We start from the raw sequence: 21,134 nt of genomic DNA on the forward strand, positions 1-21,134 counted from the left end.
ATGTCTGAACTGCGTAATCAGAGGGTATTTGTAGCTGGGCATCGGGGTATGGTGGGTTCTGCCGTTGTGCGTCGCCTTGAGTCGTTGGGCTATACGGATATTCTTACCGCCAGCCGTGATCAACTGAATCTGCTTGATCAGGCGGCCGTGCAGGCCTGGTTTGCCGAGCATCAGCCAGAGCAGGTTTACATTGCCGCTGCCAAGGTTGGGGGTATTCACGCAAACAACACTTACCCGGCGGAATTCATCTATGAAAACCTGATGATTGAAGCCAATCTTATTAACGCAGCTCACCAGGCGGGTGTGCAGAAGGTGTTGTTTCTGGGCTCATCCTGCATCTACCCAAAGTTTGCGGAGCAACCGATGCGTGAGGACGCGCTGCTGACGGGCGTTCTTGAGCCCACCAACGAGCCCTATGCGATTGCTAAAATTGCCGGCATCAAGCTGTGCGAGAGTTACAACCGGCAATACGGCCGGGACTACCGCAGCGTAATGCCCACCAACTTGTATGGCCCGAATGATAACTTTCACCCGGAGAACAGCCATGTGATCCCGGCTTTGTTGCGGCGCTTTCATGAAGCAGTGAAAGCGGGCGATGAGGAAGTGGTTATCTGGGGCAGCGGCAAACCTATGCGTGAGTTCTTGCATGTGGATGACATGGCTGCGGCCAGTGTGCACGTGATGGAGCTGGACTACGAAACCTACACCAGCAACACCGAGCCAATGCTTTCACACATCAATGTGGGCACCGGTGTGGATTGCACCATCCGGGAACTGGCAGAGACGGTTGCCAGGGTAACCGGATTCTCGGGAAGGCTTGTGTTTGATAGCAGCAAGCCGGATGGTACGCCGAGAAAGTTAATGGATGTGAGCCGGTTGAAGGCGTTGGGGTGGAGGGCAAGCATCGAGCTGGAGGATGGGTTGCGAAGCGCTTACAAGTGGTACCGTGAAAATGTCTAGAGCGGATCAGGGTTTTAAGTCGGGTGACATAGAGGCAATCAGTCTGGTTGCGATTTTTCAGGCGTTCTTTCTTTGGAAGTATTTGTTTCTGTCTAGCTTTCTGTTGCCGTTGGTGGCAGGAGGTTTGCTTGTAGGTTTGAGCGAGGAAAAATTCAGTTACCTAACACTGATAAAGCCTGCAATGGTGTCGCAGGCTAGACCGGTTGAGCCGCTTCAGGCATCGATAATGCGCCTGGAGCGAGATCATATTCCTGATGCGATTGCTGCGCTCGAGGGTTCGCGCGGAGAGAAACTGAAAGTGTCGGTGTACGGCGTTGGCTCGGATGATCTGATTGCGTTATCAACTACTGTTCCCAGGTCGGGTGAAGTTCTTGTTCGTGAAGTTCATGAGACGGCTGTTTCCGGTTTGATCAGCGATCACTTGAAGGCACTGCAACGGGTTGAGGAAAGGTTAGATCTCCAAATTGAAGCAGTGGAGCAGGGCATAAAGGAGACTCCTGGTGGTTCCGGAGGTGATGCGGTGCTGGCCTCCCTCATTGAGCGGCGTTCGATGCTTCTTGAGCAGGTGCAATCGCTGGACGAAGCAACGGTCCTGACGTTGGCGAGGCCTGGAACGGAGCCGGAGGGCCTGCCTAAAATTATAAAATTTGCAGTGATTGTTCTGGCCTCCCTATTGGCTGCGATGATCTTGACGTTGTTTGTGGACTTTCTGGCGCGAGTCAGGCGCGAAATGGATGCGGTAGGTTGCAATGAGTAAACTGAGACGCCACCTGAGTTACTGGCCTGTCTATTTTTGGAGTTTTATTGCCAGAAATAATCTGTTCTATAGTCGGCGTAGTCGTTTCTCTCGCCATAAAAAGGCGCTGATACTGGGGAATGGGCCCTCACTGCAAGATTTTGTTGCATCTGCCGACTGGGCATCTATCGGCAGCACTCATGATGTTTATTGTGTGAATAATTTCGCCTTTCAAGATGCCTTTATTTTATGTAAGCCATCACAGTATGTGATATTCGATCCGAATTATTTTAATTCACTTGATACCGATCTGAAGTCGGGGAATAGCTTATTCCTAAAGATGGTGGAGACGGTTGATTGGGAAATGAATCTTTATGTTCCCATTAGATTCTATCCTATGGGCCGGGTTTTGATTGAGTTATTCCGGAATACTTCCATAAGAGTTGTCTTTTTTAGAGATGTTGGTTTGAAATCGTATTTTAGATTTCCTTTTTTGGGATTAATGAAACGCCAGATATTGATGCCACGTGCTAATAATGTTTTGATTGCTGCCATTTATTTGTCAATTCTGAATGGTCACAATCATGTGGTGATCGATGGCGCCGATCACTCCTGGCATCAGAATCTTCACGTTGCTGATGATAATTTGTTATACATAAAAGATAGTCATTTCTATGATAAGGATCCAAGCCTGTCACCATTATACAAAGACCGGCTTACTGGTCAGCATTTTTCCATGGAGGAAATCTTTGAGAGTTACCGCCTGGTACATAAAAGTTACCGAGTAATCGGCGAGTTGTCGGCGTCTCTGGGTGTCAAGGTTTTTAACCAGACTCCGGGCTCTTTCATAGACGCATTCCCGAGAATGGGTAGAAGTGACTCTGTTTAGCATGTCTGCGATGGATTGGCCTGAGGTGCCGAGCGTCTCATCATCTACTACGTTAGTTCGACAAATCTTAATGGTAGCGGTGCTTGTTTATACGCTACTGCTGTTCCTGGCACTGTTCTCGGGTTTTTTCTATATTCGGCTCGTTCTTGCTTCACTTTCTTTTTCGTTTTTTCTTTTTTTTGTTTGCTTCTCGAGCAATCTTAAATTATTTCACGTTATTTATGTCTTGTTTATTTTTCTGATGGGGCTTGTCGCCCTCGATCGCTCAGGGGGTAGTTCACTGATCGCCGGATTTTTTCTGACAGGTGGGCTGGCGATGGCTGTGGTTATAAGGGATTTTAACCTCGGCGGCGTCGCCTATAAATTTCCGTTGCTGATCTACTTGATGTATTTGTATTTTTGTTGGCTTGTTCTCGGTTTTGGCCCCAGCGAATTTAATCATCTTTTTTCTGGTTACAGTAGAAATATAGTAGGTGCAGTGGTTTTAGCTTTGCTAGGTGGCTATCTATGGATATGTTATGAGAAGGATGTTCGTCCTAGTATTCTGCTTGTGATTTTGTCTGCCCTGATTACGATCCCGCTTTATGGAAGGTCAAATATTGTCGCATTGATGCTGGTGGTTGTTTTTGTCCTGTTCTTCTGTTGGAAGTACAAGGTCTCTTTATTTTACTTCTGTGCTTCGGTTATGGCTGTAATAGTGTTAGGGCCCGTTGTGGCTGATTACTTTTCGTCAGAAACCAATTTTTCATCGGGGATTGAAAGTCCACGGTATGAGATGCTTCTTGGTTATTTGAGTGAGCTGGATCTGTTCTCATTACTTTTGGGGGGCGACGAAAGGCTGGTGTTGGCAATTCAGGAATATGGTGGAAATCCTCACAATGCCTTCATTCGTTTTCATTCTAACTTTGGATTTATGTTGTTTGTAAGTCTGGTGGCTATCCTGGCTGTTTTTATACGCTTGCTTTCATCGGGTTCAGGGTTCCTCCTTGTGCTGCTATGTGTAATGCTTTTTCGAGGTTTCTTTGATGTTATTTTTTTTGGGAACCTGATTGACTATGCTCTGGTAGGACCATTGGCCTTTTTTTTTAGGCCAGAGTATAAATCGCTGATTTTTGCCAAGACCTGAGGTTCGTTTTTGAAAGTTTCTGTCATTACTGTTTGTTTTAATAGCGCTGAGACCATTGAGGGGACTTTGGTTGCGGTTTCGTCGCAAACTTATCCTGATACAGAGCACGTGATTATCGATGGTGGCTCAACTGACGGTACGGTTGACAAGGTGCGTACCCGAGTGCGGGAATCTGATGTGCTGGTATCAGAGTCAGATGAAGGGTTATACGATGCCATGAACAAAGGTGTTGCCCTGGCTAAGGGTGATATTGTCGGTATTCTCAACTCTGATGATTTCTATGAATCAGAAGATGTTATTTCGTCAGTTGTTCGCGTCTTTGCTGAAAACCCGGATGTTGATGTCGTATTTGGCGATGTTGTTTTTGTGGCCCCGGAGGATCTCTTAAGGATTACTCGCTATTACGGTGCAGAACATTTTCGACCCTGGAAGCTTAGATTCGGCTGGATGCCACCGCATCCCGCCACGTTTGTCAGGAAAAGCGCCTATGAGCGAGTGGGCAAATACCGCCTCGACATGCGTATCGCTGCGGACTATGACATGTTCGTTCGCTGGCTGCTGGTGGCTGGATTGAAGTGGAAGTATCTGGATAAGGTTCTGGTTCGAATGCGTGCGGGCGGAGTCAGCACGAGTGGATTCAGAAGTAGCATACGTCTGAATCGCGAGATTGTCCGCGCCTGCCGAGATAACGGCGTCTACACCAATCTCCTTTTCGTTTTGAGCAAAATTCCCTTCAAGTTATTGGAACTGATCAGGCGGCCCGGGCAATGAGTAAGCAACGGGTTTTGGTAACGGGTGCTTCGGGCTTTGTTGGCAGCGCTGTTGTAAAACGCCTGCTTGCACAGTCAGACAGTTATGAGGTGGTTGCAGTAGCGCGCTCTGCGCGAGCAGACGAGGGTCCCGGGTTTCGTTCGGTTTCTGGTCTTGAGTTGAATAATTGCGAAGGCTGGGCTGATGCACTTCACGGAGTTGACGTGGTGGTCCACTGTGCTGCTCGCGCTCATGTAATGAAAGACCAATCCTTGGATCCCTTGGCGGAGTATCTGCGTGTTAACGTGGATGGTGCACTTAATTTGGCCAGCGAGGCTAGCAAGGCGGGCGTTAAACGCTTTGTGTTTATAAGTACCGTTAAGGTGCACGGAGAAGACACCAATCACAGGGCCCCCTTTTGCGAGGCTGATAAGCCGGTTCCTGAGGACGCGTACGCACGTTCAAAGCACGAAGCAGAGCAAAAGTTGAAAGCGTTCTGTGAGCAAGTGGGCATGGAGTTGGTTGTGGCGCGGCCGCCTTTGGTCTATGGCCCCGGCGTTAAGGGAAATTTTGCGAGTTTGTTGAAGCTGTGTAACTTGCCGATACCGTTGCCATTTGGTTGTATGAAAAACAAACGTAGCATGGTTTACGTCGGCAATCTTGCAGATTTCCTGGTTCAATGTGTCAGCTTGCCAGCGGCTGCGGGAGAAGCTTTTTTGATTAGTGACGATGACGCGCTTTCGTTATCGGAGCTTTTGGCGGAGCTCAGGCGTGCTCAGGGGCGATCCCCTTGGCAGGTGTTAGTGCCGGTGTTTCTGTTTCGATTTGCAGCAGTGCTGTTAGGTAAGAGCTCTGCGATTGAGCGTTTGACAGGTGAGTTGAGGGTAGATTCAAGTAAGGCTCGTCATGTTCTGGGCTGGTCTGCACCATATTCGGTAAATGAAGGATTGAAATTGACGGTGGATGATTATAGCTGCCCAAGGGAATCTGGAGATCTGGTGTGATCAGGATTCTTGATATTATTTTTGCCATTTTTGGCTTGGTGTTTGGCCTGCCTTTTCTTGTGGGTATCTTTATCGTCGGGTTGTTTGATACCGGCTCTCCATTGTTCCGTCAGGAGCGGGTTGGGCGGTACAAGAAACCGTTTACCTTGGTAAAGTTTCGCACCATGGCGCCGGAGACTAAATCCGTTGCCAGCCATCTGGCAGATTCATCGTCCATTACGCCGGTTGGCCGGTTTCTCAGGCGGACAAAGCTTGATGAATTGCCTCAACTCTGGAATGTGCTGAAAGGTGAGATGAGTCTGGTTGGTCCAAGGCCCTGTTTGTTTAATCAGGTCGAGCTTATTGAGGAGCGGGAGAGCCGTGGAGTTCTGAAGGCCCGCCCTGGTATTACGGGGCTGGCACAGGTGAACGGTATTGATATGTCGACTCCACAATTGCTGGCTAAAACCGATGCAGCGATGTTGCGCTCTTTGGATTTAAAGCACTATTTCCGTTATATCGTTCAAACGGCCACTGGCAAAGGGTCGGGTGATCGCGTGAAATCGGGGGAGTAGCTGGTGAAATCGAATGCTATCGAAACAGTACTGGGGTGGTCTCGTCCTGCCAAGCGTTTGGTTTCGGTGGCTGTCGACTTCCTCTTGCTGGCCGTCGCGATTTGGGGCGCTTTTGCGCTGCGGTTCGAGACATTCACGTGGATGCCCAATGAGAAACAGCTTCTTGTGTCGCTTGCCACGGTGCTGGTTACGATTGGTGCTTTTATTAAGCTCGGGTTGTATCGGGCCGTTATTCGATACCTCAGTGAGCACGCCTTCCTGGCGATCATTCTGGGTGTCGCCATTTCCAGTGTTGCTCTGATTGTTTTTGGATTTCTGTTCCAGGCGTTGGTCCCTCGCTCGGTGCCGGTTATATATGGTGCGTTTGCTTTCTTATTGGTAGCGGGTACGCGCTTTACGGTACGTGCGATTGTTCGCCGGCCGCGAGAGAAGGCCAAGAACACAGTTTTAATAGTGGGCGCCGGGCCCAAAGGGATGCAGTTGGCATCTGCCTTGGCACAGGGCGTTGAATACCGCCCTGTGGGGTTTGTCTCGTTGGTTAGCAGCAATCACCGGTCTTTAATTAGCGGGTTGCCGGTCTACTCGGTAGAGCATTTGGAGAAAGCAGTACGAGAGTTGGATGCCTCACGGGCGCTGCTCGCATTAGAGGACGCGGTGCCTGTCAATCGAAAAGAATTGCTCGCCGCGCTTGAGAGGCTGTCTATCCCTGTCCAGACCGTCCCTTCGATGTCGGAGCTGGTAGCTGGGCAGGCACGGATCAACGACATACGCGATTTGGAGATTGGGGACCTGCTGGGGCGTGACCCAGTGCGCCCGGATGCGGCGATCGTTTCCGAGAGCCTTTACGGAAAATCTGTGATGGTAACCGGGGCGGGTGGATCAATTGGCTCTGAGTTGTGTCGCCAGATTGTGCGCCACAAGCCACGAGTGCTGGTGTTGTTCGAGCAATCCGAGTTTTCTCTGTATGCCATTGAGAGGGAACTGCGTACGATCAGTGATGTTGAGGGCCTGGATGTTTCGGTGCATGCGGTTCTTGGCAGTGTGACGCATCGCAGGAGGTGCGAGGCTGTTATGAAGGCCTTCGACGTTCAGGCTGTCTATCATGCGGCGGCGTACAAACATGTGCCTCTGGTTGAACACAATATTATTGAAGGTATCCAGAATAATGTATTCGGTACCTGGCATACGGCAGAGGCGGCCATCTCTGCCGGTGTTGAACGTTTTGTTCTGATCTCTACAGATAAGGCTGTGCGGCCTACTAACGTGATGGGTGCCAGCAAACGAATGGCGGAGTTGGTGCTGCAAGGCTTGTCTCAACGCCAGAGCAAAACTGTGTTTTCAATGGTGCGTTTTGGTAATGTGCTTGGATCATCAGGGTCGGTCGTTCCTTTGTTCAGAGACCAGATTCGGGACGGCGGGCCAGTAACGGTGACGCATCCGGATATCATTCGCTATTTCATGACCATTCCGGAAGCGAGCCAGTTGGTGCTGCAGGCCGGGAGCATGGGGCGCGGTGGTGAGGTATTTGTGTTGGATATGGGAGAGCCGGTCAAGATTGCTGATCTCGCTAGAAAGATGATTCACCTGATGGGGTTGGAAGAAAAATCGGATGATAACCCCGCAGGGGATATAGAAATTGTTTACACGGGATTGCGCCCGGGTGAGAAACTCTATGAGGAGCTTCTTATTGGTGATAATCCACAAGGTACTTCACATCCCCGTATTATGATGGCCCGGGAGGTTTCTTTGCCTTGGGCCAATGTCGAAGACCTTTTGAACAAGTTTACTCGAGCGAGCCAGGCGTTCGACTGCCGGGCTGTGGTAGAGCTGTTGAAAGAAGGCCGAACTGCATACGAACCGAATGGTGATGTTGCCGATCTTGTTTGGTGCAACAACGGTGACCTGCCCACCTCGCCGGCACCGGATACCGGTGGAAAAGTGCTTCATTTGAAATGACTTGGAGTTAACCTCCCAAGTAGTTGATAGGACGACAAGGATGTTGCCATGATTGAAATTCTTCACCACGGCGCCGTGAATGGCGTAACTGGCTCGTGCCACGAACTCCGAATGTCGCAGGCTACAAAAGGCTCTCAGTCTACAAAGGGGTCTGACCCCTTGGGGTTGCACCAAACACCGCCGGCTACAAAGGGGTCTGACCCCTCGGGGTCAGACCCCACCCTTCTTTCAGCGGCAAACTCCCCCGCCGGCATCCTCATAGACTGCGGCCTGTTCCAGGGCCAGGAAGAATCCCGAGGCTCCTCCGCCGCCGATCTCGCCATCGATTTCCCCATCGACCACATTCGCGCCCTGGTGGTTACCCACGTTCACATCGACCACGTGGGCCGCATTCCCTACCTGCTCGCCGCCGGCTTTGACGGCCCCATCATCTGCTCCGAACCTTCGGCCATCATGCTTCCGGAAATCCTGGAAGATGCTCTGAAGATTGGCTTCACTCGGGATCGGGCTTTGATTAACCGTGTTTTGGAGCTGATACGGGCGAGGGTGGTTCCGCTGCCGTATGGCCGATGGCATTCGGTGTTTGAGTAGGAAGTCGGGAGTTTGAAGGTGCGCCTGCAGAAGGCAGGGCACATTCTGGGTTCGGCTTATGTGGAGTGTGATGTAGTGTCTGGCATTGCGGCTGAGCGTATTGTGTTCAGCGGTGATCTCGGCGCGCCCCACTCCCCGTTGCTGCCGGAGCCCTCGCCCCCGGAGCGTGCTGATCGCCTGGTGATTGAGAGTACTTACGGCGATAAGAACCACGAAGACCGGGAAAAACGGCGGTACCGGTTGAAGGCGGTTCTGGAGCATGCGTTGGAAGACGGTGGTACGGTGTTGATACCGGCGTTCAGTATTGGCCGGACTCAGGAGTTGTTGTATGAGATTGAAGGGTTGATTGCGGAGTTTGGGGATGGTGCCATTGGGGTCAGTCCCCAAGGGGACAGACCCCGTAGCGGGTCTCTGACCTGGAGCAATCTGGAAATCGTCGTCGATTCCCCCTTGGCCGCCGAGTTCACCAAAATCTACCGAAACCTCAAACCCTTCTGGGATGAAGAAGCCCATGCCCTGGTGGCCGCCGGCCGCCATCCGCTTTCCTTCGAGCAGCTTACCGTCATCAATTCCCACGAAGACCACCTCAATGCTGTGGAATACCTGGCCAAATCTCACCGCCCCTGTGTGGTGATCGCAGGTTCCGGTATGTGCGCCGGCGGCAGGGTGGTAAATTATCTGAAAGCAATGCTGGGCGATGCCCGCAACGATGTGTTGTTTGTGGGTTACCAGGCTGCAGGCACTCCGGGCCGCAATATTCTGACCTACGGCCCCCGCGGCGGTTGGGTAGAGCTGGATGGCGGACGCTACGACATCCGTGCGCAGGTGCACACCGTAGGCGGCTATTCCGCCCACGCCGGGCAGGAGGATTTGTTGCGCTTTGTGGAGGGCATTCCACAACCGCCCAGCGAGATTCGGATTGTGCATGGGGATGACGGGGCGAAGCGGGCTTTGCAGGGGAAGTTGCGTGAGAGGCTGCATGAGGTTGCGGTGGTGATTCCTGGGTAAATGTTGGTTCAAGGATGAAAACTCGATATGTATTCGAAACGATTCGCCAAGGAAGTGCAGATTACTCGGCATGCTGCTCAGCGCATGCAGTCACGTGCTATCAGTGAGAGGGAGTTGTCTTTATTGATTGAAGAAGGGCAAACTCGATTCAAAGATAGTAAGCGGTTCTGGATAGCTCATTTTTTTGAGGAACGCTGTGACAATCTGTTATGTGTACCAGTGGTTCATGAAAAAGATTTGCTGGTAGTAAAAACTGTAATGCACCATTTTTCCTGGGAGGGTTAATGATATGCGTACCGTTTATGATGAATCGGAAGATATTCTGACAATCCATCTCAGCGATAAGGCGATTGTGAAAGAGGTTTCTCAGGACTGGAACACCCATATCAGCTATGCGGAAGACGGCTCGATTGTAGAGATTGTGGTTCTTGATGCCAAAGAGAGTGGTGCGTGGCCGCTAATAACCACCCGCGCGGCGTGAAATTGTAGATTTGGGGTCTGACCCCAAAATTGGAGGATTCATGAAAAGGATTGGTGTTATTGGCCTGGGCTATGTGGGTTTGCCGTTGGCAGCGGCTTTTGGTGAGAAGCGCGAGGTGGTTGGTTTTGATATCAACAGCAAGCGCATTGCCGAGCTGAAAGATGGGGTGGATTTTACCCGTGAGGTGTCTGCGGATGAGCTGGCCGCGGCGAAGCATCTGTCCTTTACGGATTCGCTGGAGGGCATTGCGGATTGCCAGATATACATTGTGACGGTACCTACGCCCATTGATGAATACAAAAGCCCAGACCTGACGCCGCTGGTGAAGGCCAGTGAGAGTGTGGGCAAGGTGTTGAAGAAGGGCGACATCGTGATTTACGAGTCCACGGTGTTTCCGGGTGCCACCGAAGAGGTGTGTGTGCCGGTGCTGGAGAAGTTGTCTGGCCTGGTATTCAACCAGGATTTCTTCGCCGGATACAGCCCCGAGCGGATCAACCCGGGCGATAAAGAGCATCGGGTGACGACGATTATGAAGGTGACGTCTGGCTCTACGCCGGAGATTGCCGACGAAGTGGATGCCTTATACGCGGATATCATTACCGCCGGCACCCACAAGGCCAGTTCCATTAAGGTCGCGGAAGCCGCCAAGGTGATTGAAAACACCCAGCGGGATTTGAACATTGCCTTGATGAATGAGTTGTCGATGATTTTCGCGCGTTTGAAGATCGACACCAATGAAGTATTGGCCGCCGCCGGAACTAAATGGAACTTCCTGCCGTTTAAACCAGGCTTGGTGGGTGGGCATTGTATTGGGGTGGACCCGTATTATCTGACCCATAAAGCCCAGGCGATTGGCTATAACCCGGAGATTATTCTTGCCGGCCGTCGGGTAAATGACAATATGGGGCCCTATTCTGCTTCGGTCCTGGTGAAGGCGATGATTAAAAAAGGCCACACTATTGCGGGTTCCCGGGTTTTGATTATGGGCTTAACCTTTAAAGAAAATTGCCCGGATTTGCGCAATACCCGTGTGATTGATGTAGTGCGCGAACTTCAGGATTATGGCTGCCAGGTAGATGTTACCGACTGCTGGGCCGATAATTCAGAAGCAGAGCATGAATATGGTATTTCATTGGTTACAGAGCCGGCTAAAAGACACTATGACGCTGTCTTGGTGGCCGTTCCGCACAGGGAATACGCGGCTTTGAATGCGGATGAATTACGTGGTTATACCAATGGCAACGGTGTGCTGTTTGATTTGAAAGGCATCTTGCCGTTGGGGCATGCAGACCTGCGCCTATAAAATTGGGGTCAGACCCCAAGACATTTGATGGTATGAAATGTATCGGGGTCTGACCCCAAATTGAAAAGCCCGGCATTGTTGCTGGGCTTTTTTATTAATTGGCTGTAAGCGTTTTATTTTGCCAATTTGTGAATTGTTTATTATGATTGTTCGCGACTTCTCGTCATATTCAATGTTTTATTAAAATCCATCGAATAAGGTTTTATTTCCATGGCAAAGATTAACGATTACTACCAGAAGAAACAGCTGATGGAAAAGCTGGCCGCTGAGCTGGAACAGCTCGAGAAGGACCAGGCACTGAAAGGCGAACTGGAATTTGAAAACAAGGTTCGCGCTTTGATGAAGGAATATGACAAATCTCCCAAGGATGTTCTGCAGATTCTGGCGGCGATTGACCCCTCGATTGCTGGCGCCAAAGCGGATGCTTCAACCGGTACCCGCGCCAAGCGCCCGATGAAAACCTACAAGAACCCGCACACCGGTGAAGTGGTTAAAACCCGTGGCGGTAATCACAAGACTCTGAATGAGTGGCGTGAAAAGCACGGTAAGGAAGCTGTTCAGAGCTGGCAGCAGGATTGATTAGATAGGGCTGCTGAGGTTTGGTGGCCCTATTAAGCTTGCGCACCTTGGTTTGAGTTGGTGCGTTTGGGGTCAGTCCCGTGGGGACAGACCCCGTAGCTGAGTTTGGTGGCTGAACAAAAACAATCAGGCTGCAAAGGCGCCCCTCGGCACCAAAATTCGCAGCCTACAAAGAGGGCAACCCCCACCCTTCTGCCAGCGTCAGTCTCCAAAGCCTTCCTTGTTTATTTCCATCTTTTCGAATTCACAGCCTTAACCCGGTAGAGCGTGTCCTTCGGATTTTTTCAGGAAATATTCAGCATAGAGTATTCTATGCAATAATTTTGCAACGATCGCTCCATAAAATCCTGGTTTGTATACAGCTTCTGGGTGAAAACAATGAAACGTCGATCTTTCCTGGCATCGTCGCTGGCGCTGCCGGCTTTCTCTTTGGTGGGGTGTGTTGATTCTGGTTCTTCGGGGGAGTTGCCCACCGGGCCAGGGCCTGGCGCCGGGGGTAACGGGCAGCCTGGTAATCAGGTGGTTGGGTTCTTCGAGCATGGGGTTGCCTCCGGCGATCCGTTGGATGACCGGGTAATTCTGTGGACCCGGGTGACCCCGGCCTTGCCTACGGAAACCTCGGTACCGGTTCAGGTGTTGGTCAGCCGTCAGCCGGATCTTTCGCAGCCTCAGGTGTTTACCGCAACCGCAGAGGCAGATTCTGATTTCTGCGTGAAGGTGGATGTCACCGGCCTGGCCAGCGACACCTGGTATTACTACGCCTTCCGTTGCGGCCCGAATGTGTCTCCGGTTGGGCGTACCCGCACTTTCCCGGCGCCGGACCAGCGTGTGCGGCGGGCCCGATTTGCCACGGTTTCCTGTTCCAACCTGCCTTATGGCCACTTCTCTGTTTATAACGCTCTGGCGAAGGTGGAAGAGCGGGATCTGGATTTTGTGCTGCACCTGGGTGACTACCTCTATGAATACGAGCCGGGGAATTACGATGACCCCGCTGCAGTGCCGAACCGCGTCCATGAGCCTGCGAATGAAATCCTTTCCTTGTCCGATTACCGAATTCGCCACGGCCAGTACAAGAGAGACGCGGATTTGCAGGCGGTGCATCAGCAATACCCGATGATCTGCATCTGGGACGACCACGAGATTGCCAATGACGCCTACATGGATGGTGCGGAGAACCATGACCCGGCCACGGAGGGGGATTGGGAAACCCGCAAGCAGGCGGCCATTCGCGCCTACTTTGAGTGGATGCCGGTGCGGGACTTCGGCGCAGACAGCCAACGCCTGTGGCGGCGGTTCCGGTATGGCGATCTGATTGATTTGTGGATGTTGGATACTCGGATCGAAGGCCGGGATGCCCAGGCGTCTTTGCCTTTCGGCCCTGAACGCACAGACCCGGACAGAAAGCTGATCAGCGATGCCCAGATGAACTGGCTGACGGACGGCCTGACCAGCTCTGGCAGTTTATGGAAGATGATTGGCCAGCAGGTGATGTTCGGACAGCTGAACCTGGCGGAGTTGCCCCAGCCGGAACTGATCTCCGAACAGCTGCCTTATGGCACCACCCAGCAGGGCCTGAATATGGACCAATGGGATGGTTACACCGCAAGCCGCACCCGCATTCTGGACGCCATCGAGCAGAACAATGTGGAGAACGTGGTGGTGTTCACCGGTGATATTCATACCTCCTGGGCCAATGAGATCTATCGGAACCCGGCGTCTGTGGTGGGTGATTTGTTTGCGCCGGAAGCGCTGGCGGTGGAGTTTGTGTGCCCGTCGGTAACTTCGCCGGGCTTTCCGGCAGGCTTGGCGGAGTTGGCTGCGGTCGCGGTGCGCACCACCAACCCGCACGTGAAGTACGCCGAGCTGCAAACCCGAGGGTTTATTCTGATGGATGTGGACCGGTTCGGCGCCCAGGCGGAGTTTCATTATGTGGCGTCGATTGCAGATGAAACCCGCAAAGGCGAGCTGGACACCGGCAAGCGCAAACTGGTGAAAGTCGCTGCCAAACAGCCTGGCCAACGGTATCGCCTGATCACAGACAACCTTACCCTATCCCGCCCCAGAACCACGCAAACCAGCCTGCTGGCGCCGGCTGCCACGCCTGAACATCAACAGGAACTGGCGGTTGTGATGGGCGCCGTTCATTCCCTGGAGTCTGTTGTATGAACGCTAAATTGAAGTTTATCGCCCTTTTGGTGGTGCCACTCACCCTGGCTGCCTGTGGCGGTTCCGGCGATGACGAGACCGAGTCCACCACGCCGGGTACTCAACCCGATGTAACTGCGCCGGGTGACGAGGATGGTGCTCGTGCGGTGGCCTCAACCCAGTTCATCGCCATGGGCGATTCCGGCTCCGGCAGCCCCGGCCAGTATGCGGTGGGCGAGGCCATGGCGCAGGTTTGCGAGCTTAAGTCTGCAGAAGCCGGCCCCTGCGAGTTTGTGCTGGGGTTTGGCGACAACATCTATGAAGACGGTGCCACCTCGGTAGAGGACATTCAGTTTATCGAGAAGTTTGAAAAGCCGTTCGAGCCCATGGGGGAACGCCCGTTCTATATGGTACTGGGTAACCATGACAACACAGGCTATGTGGGTGGCGATGGCGCCAACAACAGCCGGGGCGATATTCAGGTGGATTACCATTACGAAGGCAACAGCCCTAGGTGGCGCATGCCTGCCCGCTACTATGCGTTCAATAGCGGCGAAATACCCACCGCATTGATGCCGAAAACCCGGGAAGGTAAACCGCTGTTGACGGTGGTGTCGCTGGATTCCAACCCGATTGCCTCGCTGGTAGCAGACGCGGATTCCCGGTTTACCTGGCAAAACTACGGCATGACCCAACTGATGTGGGCCCAGGACGAGCTGATCTCGTCGCAGGCTCTGTTCAACATCGCGATGGCGCATCACCCGTATTTGTCCAACGGTTTGCATGGCAACGCGGGTAATTACGATTTCATTCCCTCCTACATTCTGCCGGTGATCTCCGGCCAGCGCTGGAAAGATTTTCTGGAAGAGGGGGTGTGCGACTACGCCGATTTCATCATGACCGGGCACGATCACGATCTGCAATTGCTGGAGCCGGTGGAAAGCTGTGGTCGAACGCGCTTTCTGGTGAGCGGCGCGGCCGGCAAAACCCGTTCCCTGCAGGATGAAAACCGAAACCAGGCCATGTACCAGGCCGGCGATACCTACGGCTTTTTCTGGGTGCAGGCAATGGAAAGCAACCTGGCCACGGGCGCGCCTGCACAAATGTGCTTTGAGGCCTATACCGTAGACCCGGAGCTGGAGGGCTTTGGTGTGCTGGGTGCTGATGGAGGGCTTGCCCCGGCCTACACCCAGTGCCTGGAAAAGGTCGAGCCAATGAATATCGCCCGGGGCAAGGATTTCTCCGGCTCGCCGGTTTCTCTGGCGGTGCCCCTGGCTAGCGGTGCGGGTTTCGACGGCAACTTCACGGGCCCTCTCGAGTTGTTCCGGGAGGAGCTGGTCAGTGGCCTGAATACCCTGAATATGGCCAATCCGAACGCTGAAACCCAGCAAGCCGTTGCCCAGCTGATCAACGGTCTGGATACTCTGCTGGTCACGCTGGATGCGGCGGCGTCATCGGTCTCTGAATCCGGCTCTCCGGAGGATATGGCCCAGGCTACGTTGGCGGTACAAGTGGCTGCCGAGCGTTTGCAGGCTATAGATACCTCCGAGCTGCCAGCACCTTTTGATCGCCTTGGGGCGGCGTTTGAAGCCTTCGCGCTTGGTTTCGGGGGGGAGGGCGATGCGAGCTCTGGCCAGGGATTGTCGGAAGACACCGCGTTCCTGCTTGGACCGGTCGTACAGTTGGTGATTAACCTGGAGAACATTCTGGATGCCGTGGATCAACAGGCCGAGCCAGCGCCAGTGCTGCGGGGTGTCACTAGCTTGTTGGCGACCACTTTGAGAGGAGTTGGTGGCACGTTGGAGGAAGTTTCTAAACTGGACAGTTCGGCCGCTTCTGATGCGCTGATCGGTTCAATCAATGCTGCGTTGAATACTCTGGTGTTGGAAGTGCTGCTGCTTGAGGAAGCGCCGGACTCCATCAACCAGAACGCCACCCTGCCTACCAACTTTCTGTCGGATGCGCTGGCCACCGTAGTGCGCGAGGTCACTGAACAACTGGACCGAAACGCCCTGACCACCGCCGACAGCCTGCTGGGCCGGCTGCTGTCGCCGATAACCGGAGCCATCACCGGCCTCATCGACCGCCTCTTCTAAGTTGGGGTCAGACCCCAAGACATTTGGTGGTGCCAAATGTTCGGGGGTCTGACCCCAGTTTAGTTGGTGCGTTTGGGGTCAGTCCCGTGGGGACAGACCCCGTAGCTTAGTTGGGTGATGCGTCAAAATTCGCAGGCTACAAAGGGGTCTGACCCCTTGGGGTCGGACCCCACCCTTCTGCCAGCGCCGATCGCCAACGTCGCGGTTATTCAGCAACTACCACTCTGTTTCTGCCACTCTCCTTGGCCGCATACAGCGCCTCATCCGCCTTCTGCATCCACTGCATATAGTTCTCAGGCTCTTCGGTGAGTTGGGCGATGCCCATGCTGATGGTGTAGGTGATGTTGCCGGCGCTGGTCTCCACGGTGCTTTTTTCGATGCTTTCGCGAATGCGCTCGCAGATGAGGCGGGCGTTCTCTGCATCGGTTTCCGGGAGGATGATGCCGAACTCTTCGCCACCGTAGCGGCCGGCGCTGTCGGATTGGCGGATGTTATTGCGGGTGGTCTGGGCGGTGTGGCGAATGACTTCGTCGCCCGCCAGGTGGCCGTAGTTATCGTTGACCGGTTTGAAGTGGTCGATGTCGAACATTACCAGGCTGGTGGCCTGGCCGTAGCGGCGATAGCGTTCGTATTCCGCGTCTACCAGGTTTTCCCAGGTGCCACGGTTGAGCAGGCCGGTCAGGCGGTCTGTCATGCTCAGTTTGGCGAGCTGTTCGTTGGCCCGCTCTAGGGCCCGCTTGCTACTGGCGAATTCGGTCACGTCGTAAATCAGCAGGCAGATCTTGTCGACCTCACCGTTGGTGCCGGTTAGCGGGCTGATGGTGAGGTTCTGGAACATGTACTCTTCGGTGCCGGTGATGGGCCGGGTGTTCCGGAATTTGAACAGGTAGGGGCGCTGCTCCCAGGAGGTGAACGCCCGGGTGTTGAGCATGGCCACGGCATCGACTTTGCGGGTAAGCCATGCTTGCGGGATGTCCGGAAACACGTCGAACAGGACTTTGTTCTGGATCTGGCTGCCGGTAATGCCGCTGTGATGCTCCATAAAGCCATTCCATGCCTGTACGCGGAAATCGAGGTCCAGCACAACTAGGCCAACCTCGACCGATTCGAGCATGTCTACCAGCCAGTGAAAGGCGCCTGCTTCGGGGTTCTGAAAGGCCATGGTCAATCCACCAGGTATTCGAGGCGTTTTTCGAGGAAGGGCACCGAGTCTTCGGTGAACAGTATCAGCATATCGCAATGAATATCGCGGTTTTCGATGGCGTAGCTGATTTCAATACAAAGAAGTTGTTCTTCCCGCTTGCTGTGGTGTTCCAGCAGTTCGTTGATGGGGCGATGTTGGCCCAGAACGCTGGGATGGCCCAGGCCAAGTTTCAGATCCAGCTGATCGCCAATGCCGTTCAGGAAAGCGCCGAACAGGATGCTGGACATGTCCATCAACACCTCCACGTTAACGGCTTCGCCCTCGACTACATCGTAATGCAGCAGTTCGGCCATTTCCTGAAAACTGGCGTCCTGGAACAGCAGCAGGGCCTCACCAGCAAGCCCGGCGCCGGTAAATCCCTGGCAAACGGCGGAGTAAGCTTCGCCTTGCTGGGCAGCGGAAATGGCCATGTGGAGTTCGGAATTGGCGATAAACGCCACTTTCGGGATCGGCTGCTTTACGAACACCCTGAGTAGCCGGGCCAGGAGGTCAGACGAGCGGCCCATGGATACATTGGCAATTTCCTGCAGGTAGTCGTTCAGGCTGACGGAGATTTCCCGGGCTTTGCTGACGCTGCTGCGCAGAGAGGAATCCTTCAGCGCTGCGGTTTCCAATTCGCCGGGGCGATAAAAGCCGTACTCCTCGAGCAATCTGGTAACAAGGCCGGTGTCTGTGGGCTTTTTGATGAAGTCGATGGCGCCGAGTTTACGCACACGCTCCCTGGCTTCGGGCTGAATGTCGCCGGAGACCACAATGGTCAGGACGGGGAGGTCTTCCTTGCGGATATGTTCAAGTACCTGATAGCCGTCCATTTCTGGCATGTTGAGATCCAGAAACAGAAGCTCGGCTTTGTGGCCGCGAAGAATTTGCAGGGCCTCTTCGCCATTGGTCGCAAACAGGATGTCGTCCGCCAGGCCAGCAGGCAGTGCCCGGGCCATTTGCTTGCGGGCGAGGGCAGAGTCGTCGCAAATCAGGATCTGGGTAGACATCGGTGGTTGATCAGTGCCATGGGTAAAGTGATTCAGTATAGCAGTGCCGGATGATATGTATCTATAGGCTACATCATTGATTTCCGGTGCGCTGGTTATTGTTTCTTCCGTGCTGTGGGCAGGTGAGGATAAGTGTAATCCTGTGATGGCGATCATGCTTAACGAGGAAATGACATCTACGTAATGAGTGAATGTGATTTTGGTCACTCTATATACGCGCGGGCCTCCGTTATAGTCTGGTGACGGTCAAAAAGACACATAACGTTACAAAGAATAACGTGGCCGTATGCCAGCACCGAAATAACAAAATAAGCGGGCGGCATGAGTCGGCGTCGGAAACTGACTCACAAAAACAATCAGAGACACTAATATGAAGACGCAAGCGTATGGATACGCTGCCCTTGCCACGTTCTGCCTGGGTATTTCGCCCGTTGCCCAGGCCGATCTTAAGCCCATTTCAGATGATGCAATGGGCGAGGTGACCGGGCAGGCCTTTATGCAGATAGAAAACATTGCCGGCGAAAACCATGACTTTACCCGGATGACCCTGGGTATGGACGTGGAAACGCGAGTCAATGTGGATGATATTCAGGTGGGCCAGATTGATGGCGGCACCGATTTTTCAGCAAGCCACCTGGCGTTGGGGCATATCGCCCGTGCCAACGGCGAAGTATTCAATGGCCGAACCTATAATGAAGGTGAGGTTATTCCCTTTGAGGCCCAGCGGCCTTATATCGAGCTGGCTGAGGATGCCCAGGGCCTGGCGGGCTTCCGTTTGGGGTTCCAGCAGGCGCGGGGTTCGGTGTCTTCTCATACCACCAGTTTTAGTGGCGCCATGCCCGGCCTGAAGGTACGGGAAGACGAGTCTGGCACCATTTACGATACTGCATTGTTTGCCGGTGAGGGTGAAACAGCCACGAATTACCGCGCATCCCACATTGGTATTGTGCCCAATGGCGATGAGCCGTTGTCCTGTGTTTCTGGGGTGAACTGCGCGCCGCTCACCAACCTGCGCTCCATCATTGTAGGTGACGAAGGTGCGGCAGAGGGCGAGGTAGCCTTCACCGATGGCTTCTTCATCGGGTTCCAGCGTGATGAGAATGTGGACTGGCAAAGTCTGGATGGCGCCAACACCATCAGCGTGGGTAAGGGGGTGTTCATTAACCTGCCTACGAATATGACAGTGGATTTGAGCCAGTTAACGGGTGAGGGTGTAGACCGGTTGCGGACTCATCAGGTGGATATGGGGACGAAGTTGTTTTGAATTTTGGTAGACTCCTGCCATTGATCCGTTTGGCAGGAGTGCTCCCTTGATCCGTTCTTTCTACTGGCACGATTACGAAACCTTCGGCGTGGACCCGGTTCATGACCGCCCCTCCCAGTTTGCTGGCGTGCGCACCGATGCCGATCTGAACGTGATCGAAGATCCATTGGTGATCTTCTGCAAGCCGACAGACGATTACCTGCCTTCCCCGGAAGCCTGTTTGATTACCGGCATCACCCCGCAGAAGGCGCTGGAGGATGGCTTCCCGGAAGCGGAATTCATCGCCCAGATCAACGAAGCTTTCAGCCAGCCCGGCACCTGCGCCGTGGGTTACAACAGCCTGCGTTTTGATGATGAAGTTACCCGCCACACCCTGTACCGAAACCTGCGTGATCCTTACGCCCGGGAATGGCAGAACGGTAACTCCCGCTGGGACATCATCGACATGGTGCGCCTGACCTACGCCCTGCGCCCGGAAGGCATCAATTGGCCGAAAAAGGAAGACGGCAGCCCCAGCTTCAAACTGGAAGAGCTGACGGTCGCCAACGGCATCGCCCACGAGGCTGCCCACGATGCGATGTCTGACGTGCTGGCCACCATCGCCGTGGCCAAGCTGATCAAAGAGAAGCAGCCCAAGCTGTTTGATTTCGTTCTGAACAATAAAGACAAGCACTCCGCCCGGCAAATGCTGGACACCGCCGCCATGAAACCGGTGTTCCATATTTCTGCCAAGTACCCGGCCACCCGTGGGTGCTGCGCCCTGGTGGCGCCGGTGGCGGAAAGTCTGAGCAACAAGAACCAGGTGATTGTGTACGACCTGCGGGAAGACCCCACTGAACTGATCAACGCCACCGTGGAGCAGATTCGTGAGCGGGTATTTACGTCACAGGCAGAACTGGGTGAGGGCGTAAGCCGTTTTCCGTTGAAAGGTGTGCAGCTGAACAAATGCCCGGTGCTGGCGCCGGCCAATATGCTGTCAACGCTGGCGCCGGAACGGCTGGCGGAACTGGAGCTGGATGGCGACGTGCTGCGCGCCAACCTGGCCAAACTGCGGCAAGCGCCAGACCTGCCAGGCCGCATCGCTCAAGCCTTCGAGCAGGATTTCGCCGGCAGCGACCTGACCGACCCGGACGAACAACTCTACGCCGGCGGCTTCATCAGCAAAACCGATCGGGAGAAACTGAACTGGCTGTTAACCCAGCCGGCAGATACCCTGGGCGAGCAAGACGTGAGCTTCGAAGACGCACGCCTGCCAGACATGTTGTTCCGCTACCGCGCCCGAAATTACCCGGGCACCCTGAGCGGCGAGGAAATGGAACGCTGGGAAGAATTTCGCAGCCAACGCCTGATGCACCCCAAGCAAGGCTGGCGCTCCCTCGAAGAGTACGGCCGTATCCTGCAAAAACTCGCCGCCGATCCGGAACTCACGCCCAGGAACCAGCAAATCCTCGAAGACCTACACCTCTACGGCGAATCCCTCATCCCCTACATGTGAAATT

General features: G+C 53.8%; 18 protein-coding genes and 1 pseudogene. 17 read left to right on the plus strand and 2 right to left on the minus strand.

Translation table 11 applies throughout. The features are described from left to right. From fcl to C7H10_RS12470, 15 genes and pseudogenes are all read left to right on the plus strand, one after another. Positions 1 to 960 carry a GDP-L-fucose synthase gene (gene fcl, locus C7H10_RS12400; RefSeq protein WP_106695104.1) on the plus strand — a complete coding sequence of 320 codons (960 nt, stop codon included), beginning with the start codon at positions 1 to 3 and terminating at the stop codon, positions 958 to 960. Continuing rightward, entirely contained in the window at positions 947 to 1,717 is a 771-nt protein-coding gene (locus C7H10_RS12405; RefSeq protein ID WP_146136813.1) for a hypothetical protein, read from the plus strand. Before fcl ends, C7H10_RS12405 begins: the two co-directional genes overlap by 14 nt. After that, a complete protein-coding gene (locus C7H10_RS12410; RefSeq protein WP_106695106.1) occupies positions 1,710 to 2,585 on the plus strand; it encodes a hypothetical protein in 876 nt (291 codons plus the stop codon). Before C7H10_RS12405 ends, C7H10_RS12410 begins: the two co-directional genes overlap by 8 nt. A 1-nt stretch (position 2,586) precedes the next feature. Further along, the gene (locus C7H10_RS12415) at positions 2,587 to 3,711 is read left to right on the plus strand and encodes a hypothetical protein (protein WP_106695107.1); all 1,125 of its coding nucleotides are present in this window, start codon (positions 2,587 to 2,589) and stop codon (positions 3,709 to 3,711) included. Positions 3,712 to 3,720: 9 nt separating this feature from the next. Further along, entirely contained in the window at positions 3,721 to 4,482 is a 762-nt protein-coding gene (locus C7H10_RS12420; protein ID WP_106695108.1) for a glycosyltransferase family 2 protein, read from the plus strand. After that, a complete protein-coding gene (locus C7H10_RS12425) occupies positions 4,479 to 5,465 on the plus strand; it encodes a UDP-glucose 4-epimerase family protein (protein WP_106695109.1) in 987 nt (328 codons plus the stop codon). The genes C7H10_RS12420 and C7H10_RS12425 overlap by 4 nt, the downstream gene beginning before the upstream one ends. Next, positions 5,462 to 6,019, plus strand: a complete 558-nt coding sequence (locus C7H10_RS12430) for a sugar transferase (protein WP_106695110.1) — start codon at positions 5,462 to 5,464, stop codon at positions 6,017 to 6,019. Before C7H10_RS12425 ends, C7H10_RS12430 begins: the two co-directional genes overlap by 4 nt. 3 nt (positions 6,020 to 6,022) lie before the next feature. Further along, positions 6,023 to 7,975, plus strand: a complete 1,953-nt coding sequence (locus C7H10_RS12435; protein WP_106695111.1) for a nucleoside-diphosphate sugar epimerase/dehydratase — start codon at positions 6,023 to 6,025, stop codon at positions 7,973 to 7,975. A gap of 48 nt (positions 7,976 to 8,023) precedes the next feature. Beyond that, positions 8,024 to 9,574 (plus strand): annotated as a pseudogene (locus tag C7H10_RS12440) (MBL fold metallo-hydrolase). Between the two features lie 27 nt (positions 9,575 to 9,601). Beyond that, positions 9,602 to 9,859: a DUF4258 domain-containing protein gene (locus C7H10_RS12445; RefSeq protein ID WP_082780652.1), complete on the plus strand. Its 258-nt coding sequence runs from the start codon at positions 9,602 to 9,604 to the stop codon at positions 9,857 to 9,859. 4 nt (positions 9,860 to 9,863) lie between these two features. Further along, positions 9,864 to 10,055, plus strand: a complete 192-nt coding sequence (locus tag C7H10_RS12450; protein WP_106695112.1) for a DUF2283 domain-containing protein — start codon at positions 9,864 to 9,866, stop codon at positions 10,053 to 10,055. 40 nt (positions 10,056 to 10,095) lie between these two features. Continuing rightward, entirely contained in the window at positions 10,096 to 11,358 is a 1,263-nt protein-coding gene (gene tviB, locus C7H10_RS12455) for a Vi polysaccharide biosynthesis UDP-N-acetylglucosamine C-6 dehydrogenase TviB (RefSeq protein ID WP_106695113.1), read from the plus strand. Between the two features lie 210 nt (positions 11,359 to 11,568). After that, complete coding sequence (locus tag C7H10_RS12460) at positions 11,569 to 11,937, plus strand: histone-like nucleoid-structuring protein, MvaT/MvaU family (RefSeq protein ID WP_058089975.1); 369 nt, start codon at positions 11,569 to 11,571, stop codon at positions 11,935 to 11,937. A gap of 378 nt (positions 11,938 to 12,315) precedes the next feature. Continuing rightward, positions 12,316 to 14,103 (plus strand): alkaline phosphatase D family protein, encoded by a 1,788-nt coding sequence (locus C7H10_RS12465; protein ID WP_106695114.1) that lies wholly within the window; start codon positions 12,316 to 12,318, stop codon positions 14,101 to 14,103. Continuing rightward, positions 14,100 to 16,178 (plus strand): metallophosphoesterase, encoded by a 2,079-nt coding sequence (locus tag C7H10_RS12470; RefSeq protein WP_106695115.1) that lies wholly within the window; start codon positions 14,100 to 14,102, stop codon positions 16,176 to 16,178. Before C7H10_RS12465 ends, C7H10_RS12470 begins: the two co-directional genes overlap by 4 nt. Positions 16,179 to 16,383: 205 nt before the next feature. On the opposite strand, the gene C7H10_RS12475 is transcribed toward C7H10_RS12470, so the two are convergent. Continuing rightward, positions 16,384 to 17,340 (minus strand): GGDEF domain-containing protein, encoded by a 957-nt coding sequence (locus C7H10_RS12475; RefSeq protein WP_106695116.1) that lies wholly within the window; start codon positions 17,338 to 17,340, stop codon positions 16,384 to 16,386. A gap of 2 nt (positions 17,341 to 17,342) precedes the next feature. Further along, positions 17,343 to 18,371 carry a response regulator gene (locus C7H10_RS12480; RefSeq protein ID WP_106695117.1) on the minus strand — a complete coding sequence of 343 codons (1,029 nt, stop codon included), beginning with the start codon at positions 18,369 to 18,371 and terminating at the stop codon, positions 17,343 to 17,345. A 370-nt stretch (positions 18,372 to 18,741) separates the two neighbouring features. Here C7H10_RS12480 and C7H10_RS12485 point away from each other — a divergent pair, with 370 nt between their 5' ends. Next, on the plus strand, positions 18,742 to 19,635 hold the full coding sequence (locus C7H10_RS12485) for a DUF6160 family protein (protein WP_106695118.1): 894 nt from the start codon (positions 18,742 to 18,744) through the stop codon (positions 19,633 to 19,635). Positions 19,636 to 19,681: 46 nt separating this feature from the next. Next, on the plus strand, positions 19,682 to 21,130 hold the full coding sequence (gene sbcB, locus C7H10_RS12490; RefSeq protein WP_106695119.1) for an exodeoxyribonuclease I: 1,449 nt from the start codon (positions 19,682 to 19,684) through the stop codon (positions 21,128 to 21,130). Positions 21,131 to 21,134 lie beyond the last annotated feature (4 nt).

The organism is Marinobacter shengliensis, from assembly GCF_003007715.1.
Taxonomy (GTDB): domain Bacteria; phylum Pseudomonadota; class Gammaproteobacteria; order Pseudomonadales; family Oleiphilaceae; genus Marinobacter; species Marinobacter shengliensis.

Coding starts and splice junctions, on each gene's coding strand:
- fcl (WP_106695104.1), top strand. CDS start 1: ATGTCTGAACTGCGTAATCAGAGGGTATTTGTAGCTGGGCATCGGGGT.
- C7H10_RS12410 (WP_106695106.1), top strand. CDS start 1,710: ATGAGTAAACTGAGACGCCACCTGAGTTACTGGCCTGTCTATTTTTGG.
- C7H10_RS12415 (WP_106695107.1), top strand. CDS start 2,587: ATGTCTGCGATGGATTGGCCTGAGGTGCCGAGCGTCTCATCATCTACT.
- C7H10_RS12425 (WP_106695109.1), top strand. CDS start 4,479: ATGAGTAAGCAACGGGTTTTGGTAACGGGTGCTTCGGGCTTTGTTGGC.
- C7H10_RS12445 (WP_082780652.1), top strand. CDS start 9,602: ATGTATTCGAAACGATTCGCCAAGGAAGTGCAGATTACTCGGCATGCT.
- C7H10_RS12450 (WP_106695112.1), top strand. CDS start 9,864: ATGCGTACCGTTTATGATGAATCGGAAGATATTCTGACAATCCATCTC.
- tviB (WP_106695113.1), top strand. CDS start 10,096: ATGAAAAGGATTGGTGTTATTGGCCTGGGCTATGTGGGTTTGCCGTTG.
- C7H10_RS12460 (WP_058089975.1), top strand. CDS start 11,569: ATGGCAAAGATTAACGATTACTACCAGAAGAAACAGCTGATGGAAAAG.
- C7H10_RS12465 (WP_106695114.1), top strand. CDS start 12,316: ATGAAACGTCGATCTTTCCTGGCATCGTCGCTGGCGCTGCCGGCTTTC.
- C7H10_RS12470 (WP_106695115.1), top strand. CDS start 14,100: ATGAACGCTAAATTGAAGTTTATCGCCCTTTTGGTGGTGCCACTCACC.
- C7H10_RS12475 (WP_106695116.1), bottom strand. CDS start 17,340: ATGGCCTTTCAGAACCCCGAAGCAGGCGCCTTTCACTGGCTGGTAGAC.
- C7H10_RS12480 (WP_106695117.1), bottom strand. CDS start 18,371: ATGTCTACCCAGATCCTGATTTGCGACGACTCTGCCCTCGCCCGCAAG.
- C7H10_RS12485 (WP_106695118.1), top strand. CDS start 18,742: ATGAAGACGCAAGCGTATGGATACGCTGCCCTTGCCACGTTCTGCCTG.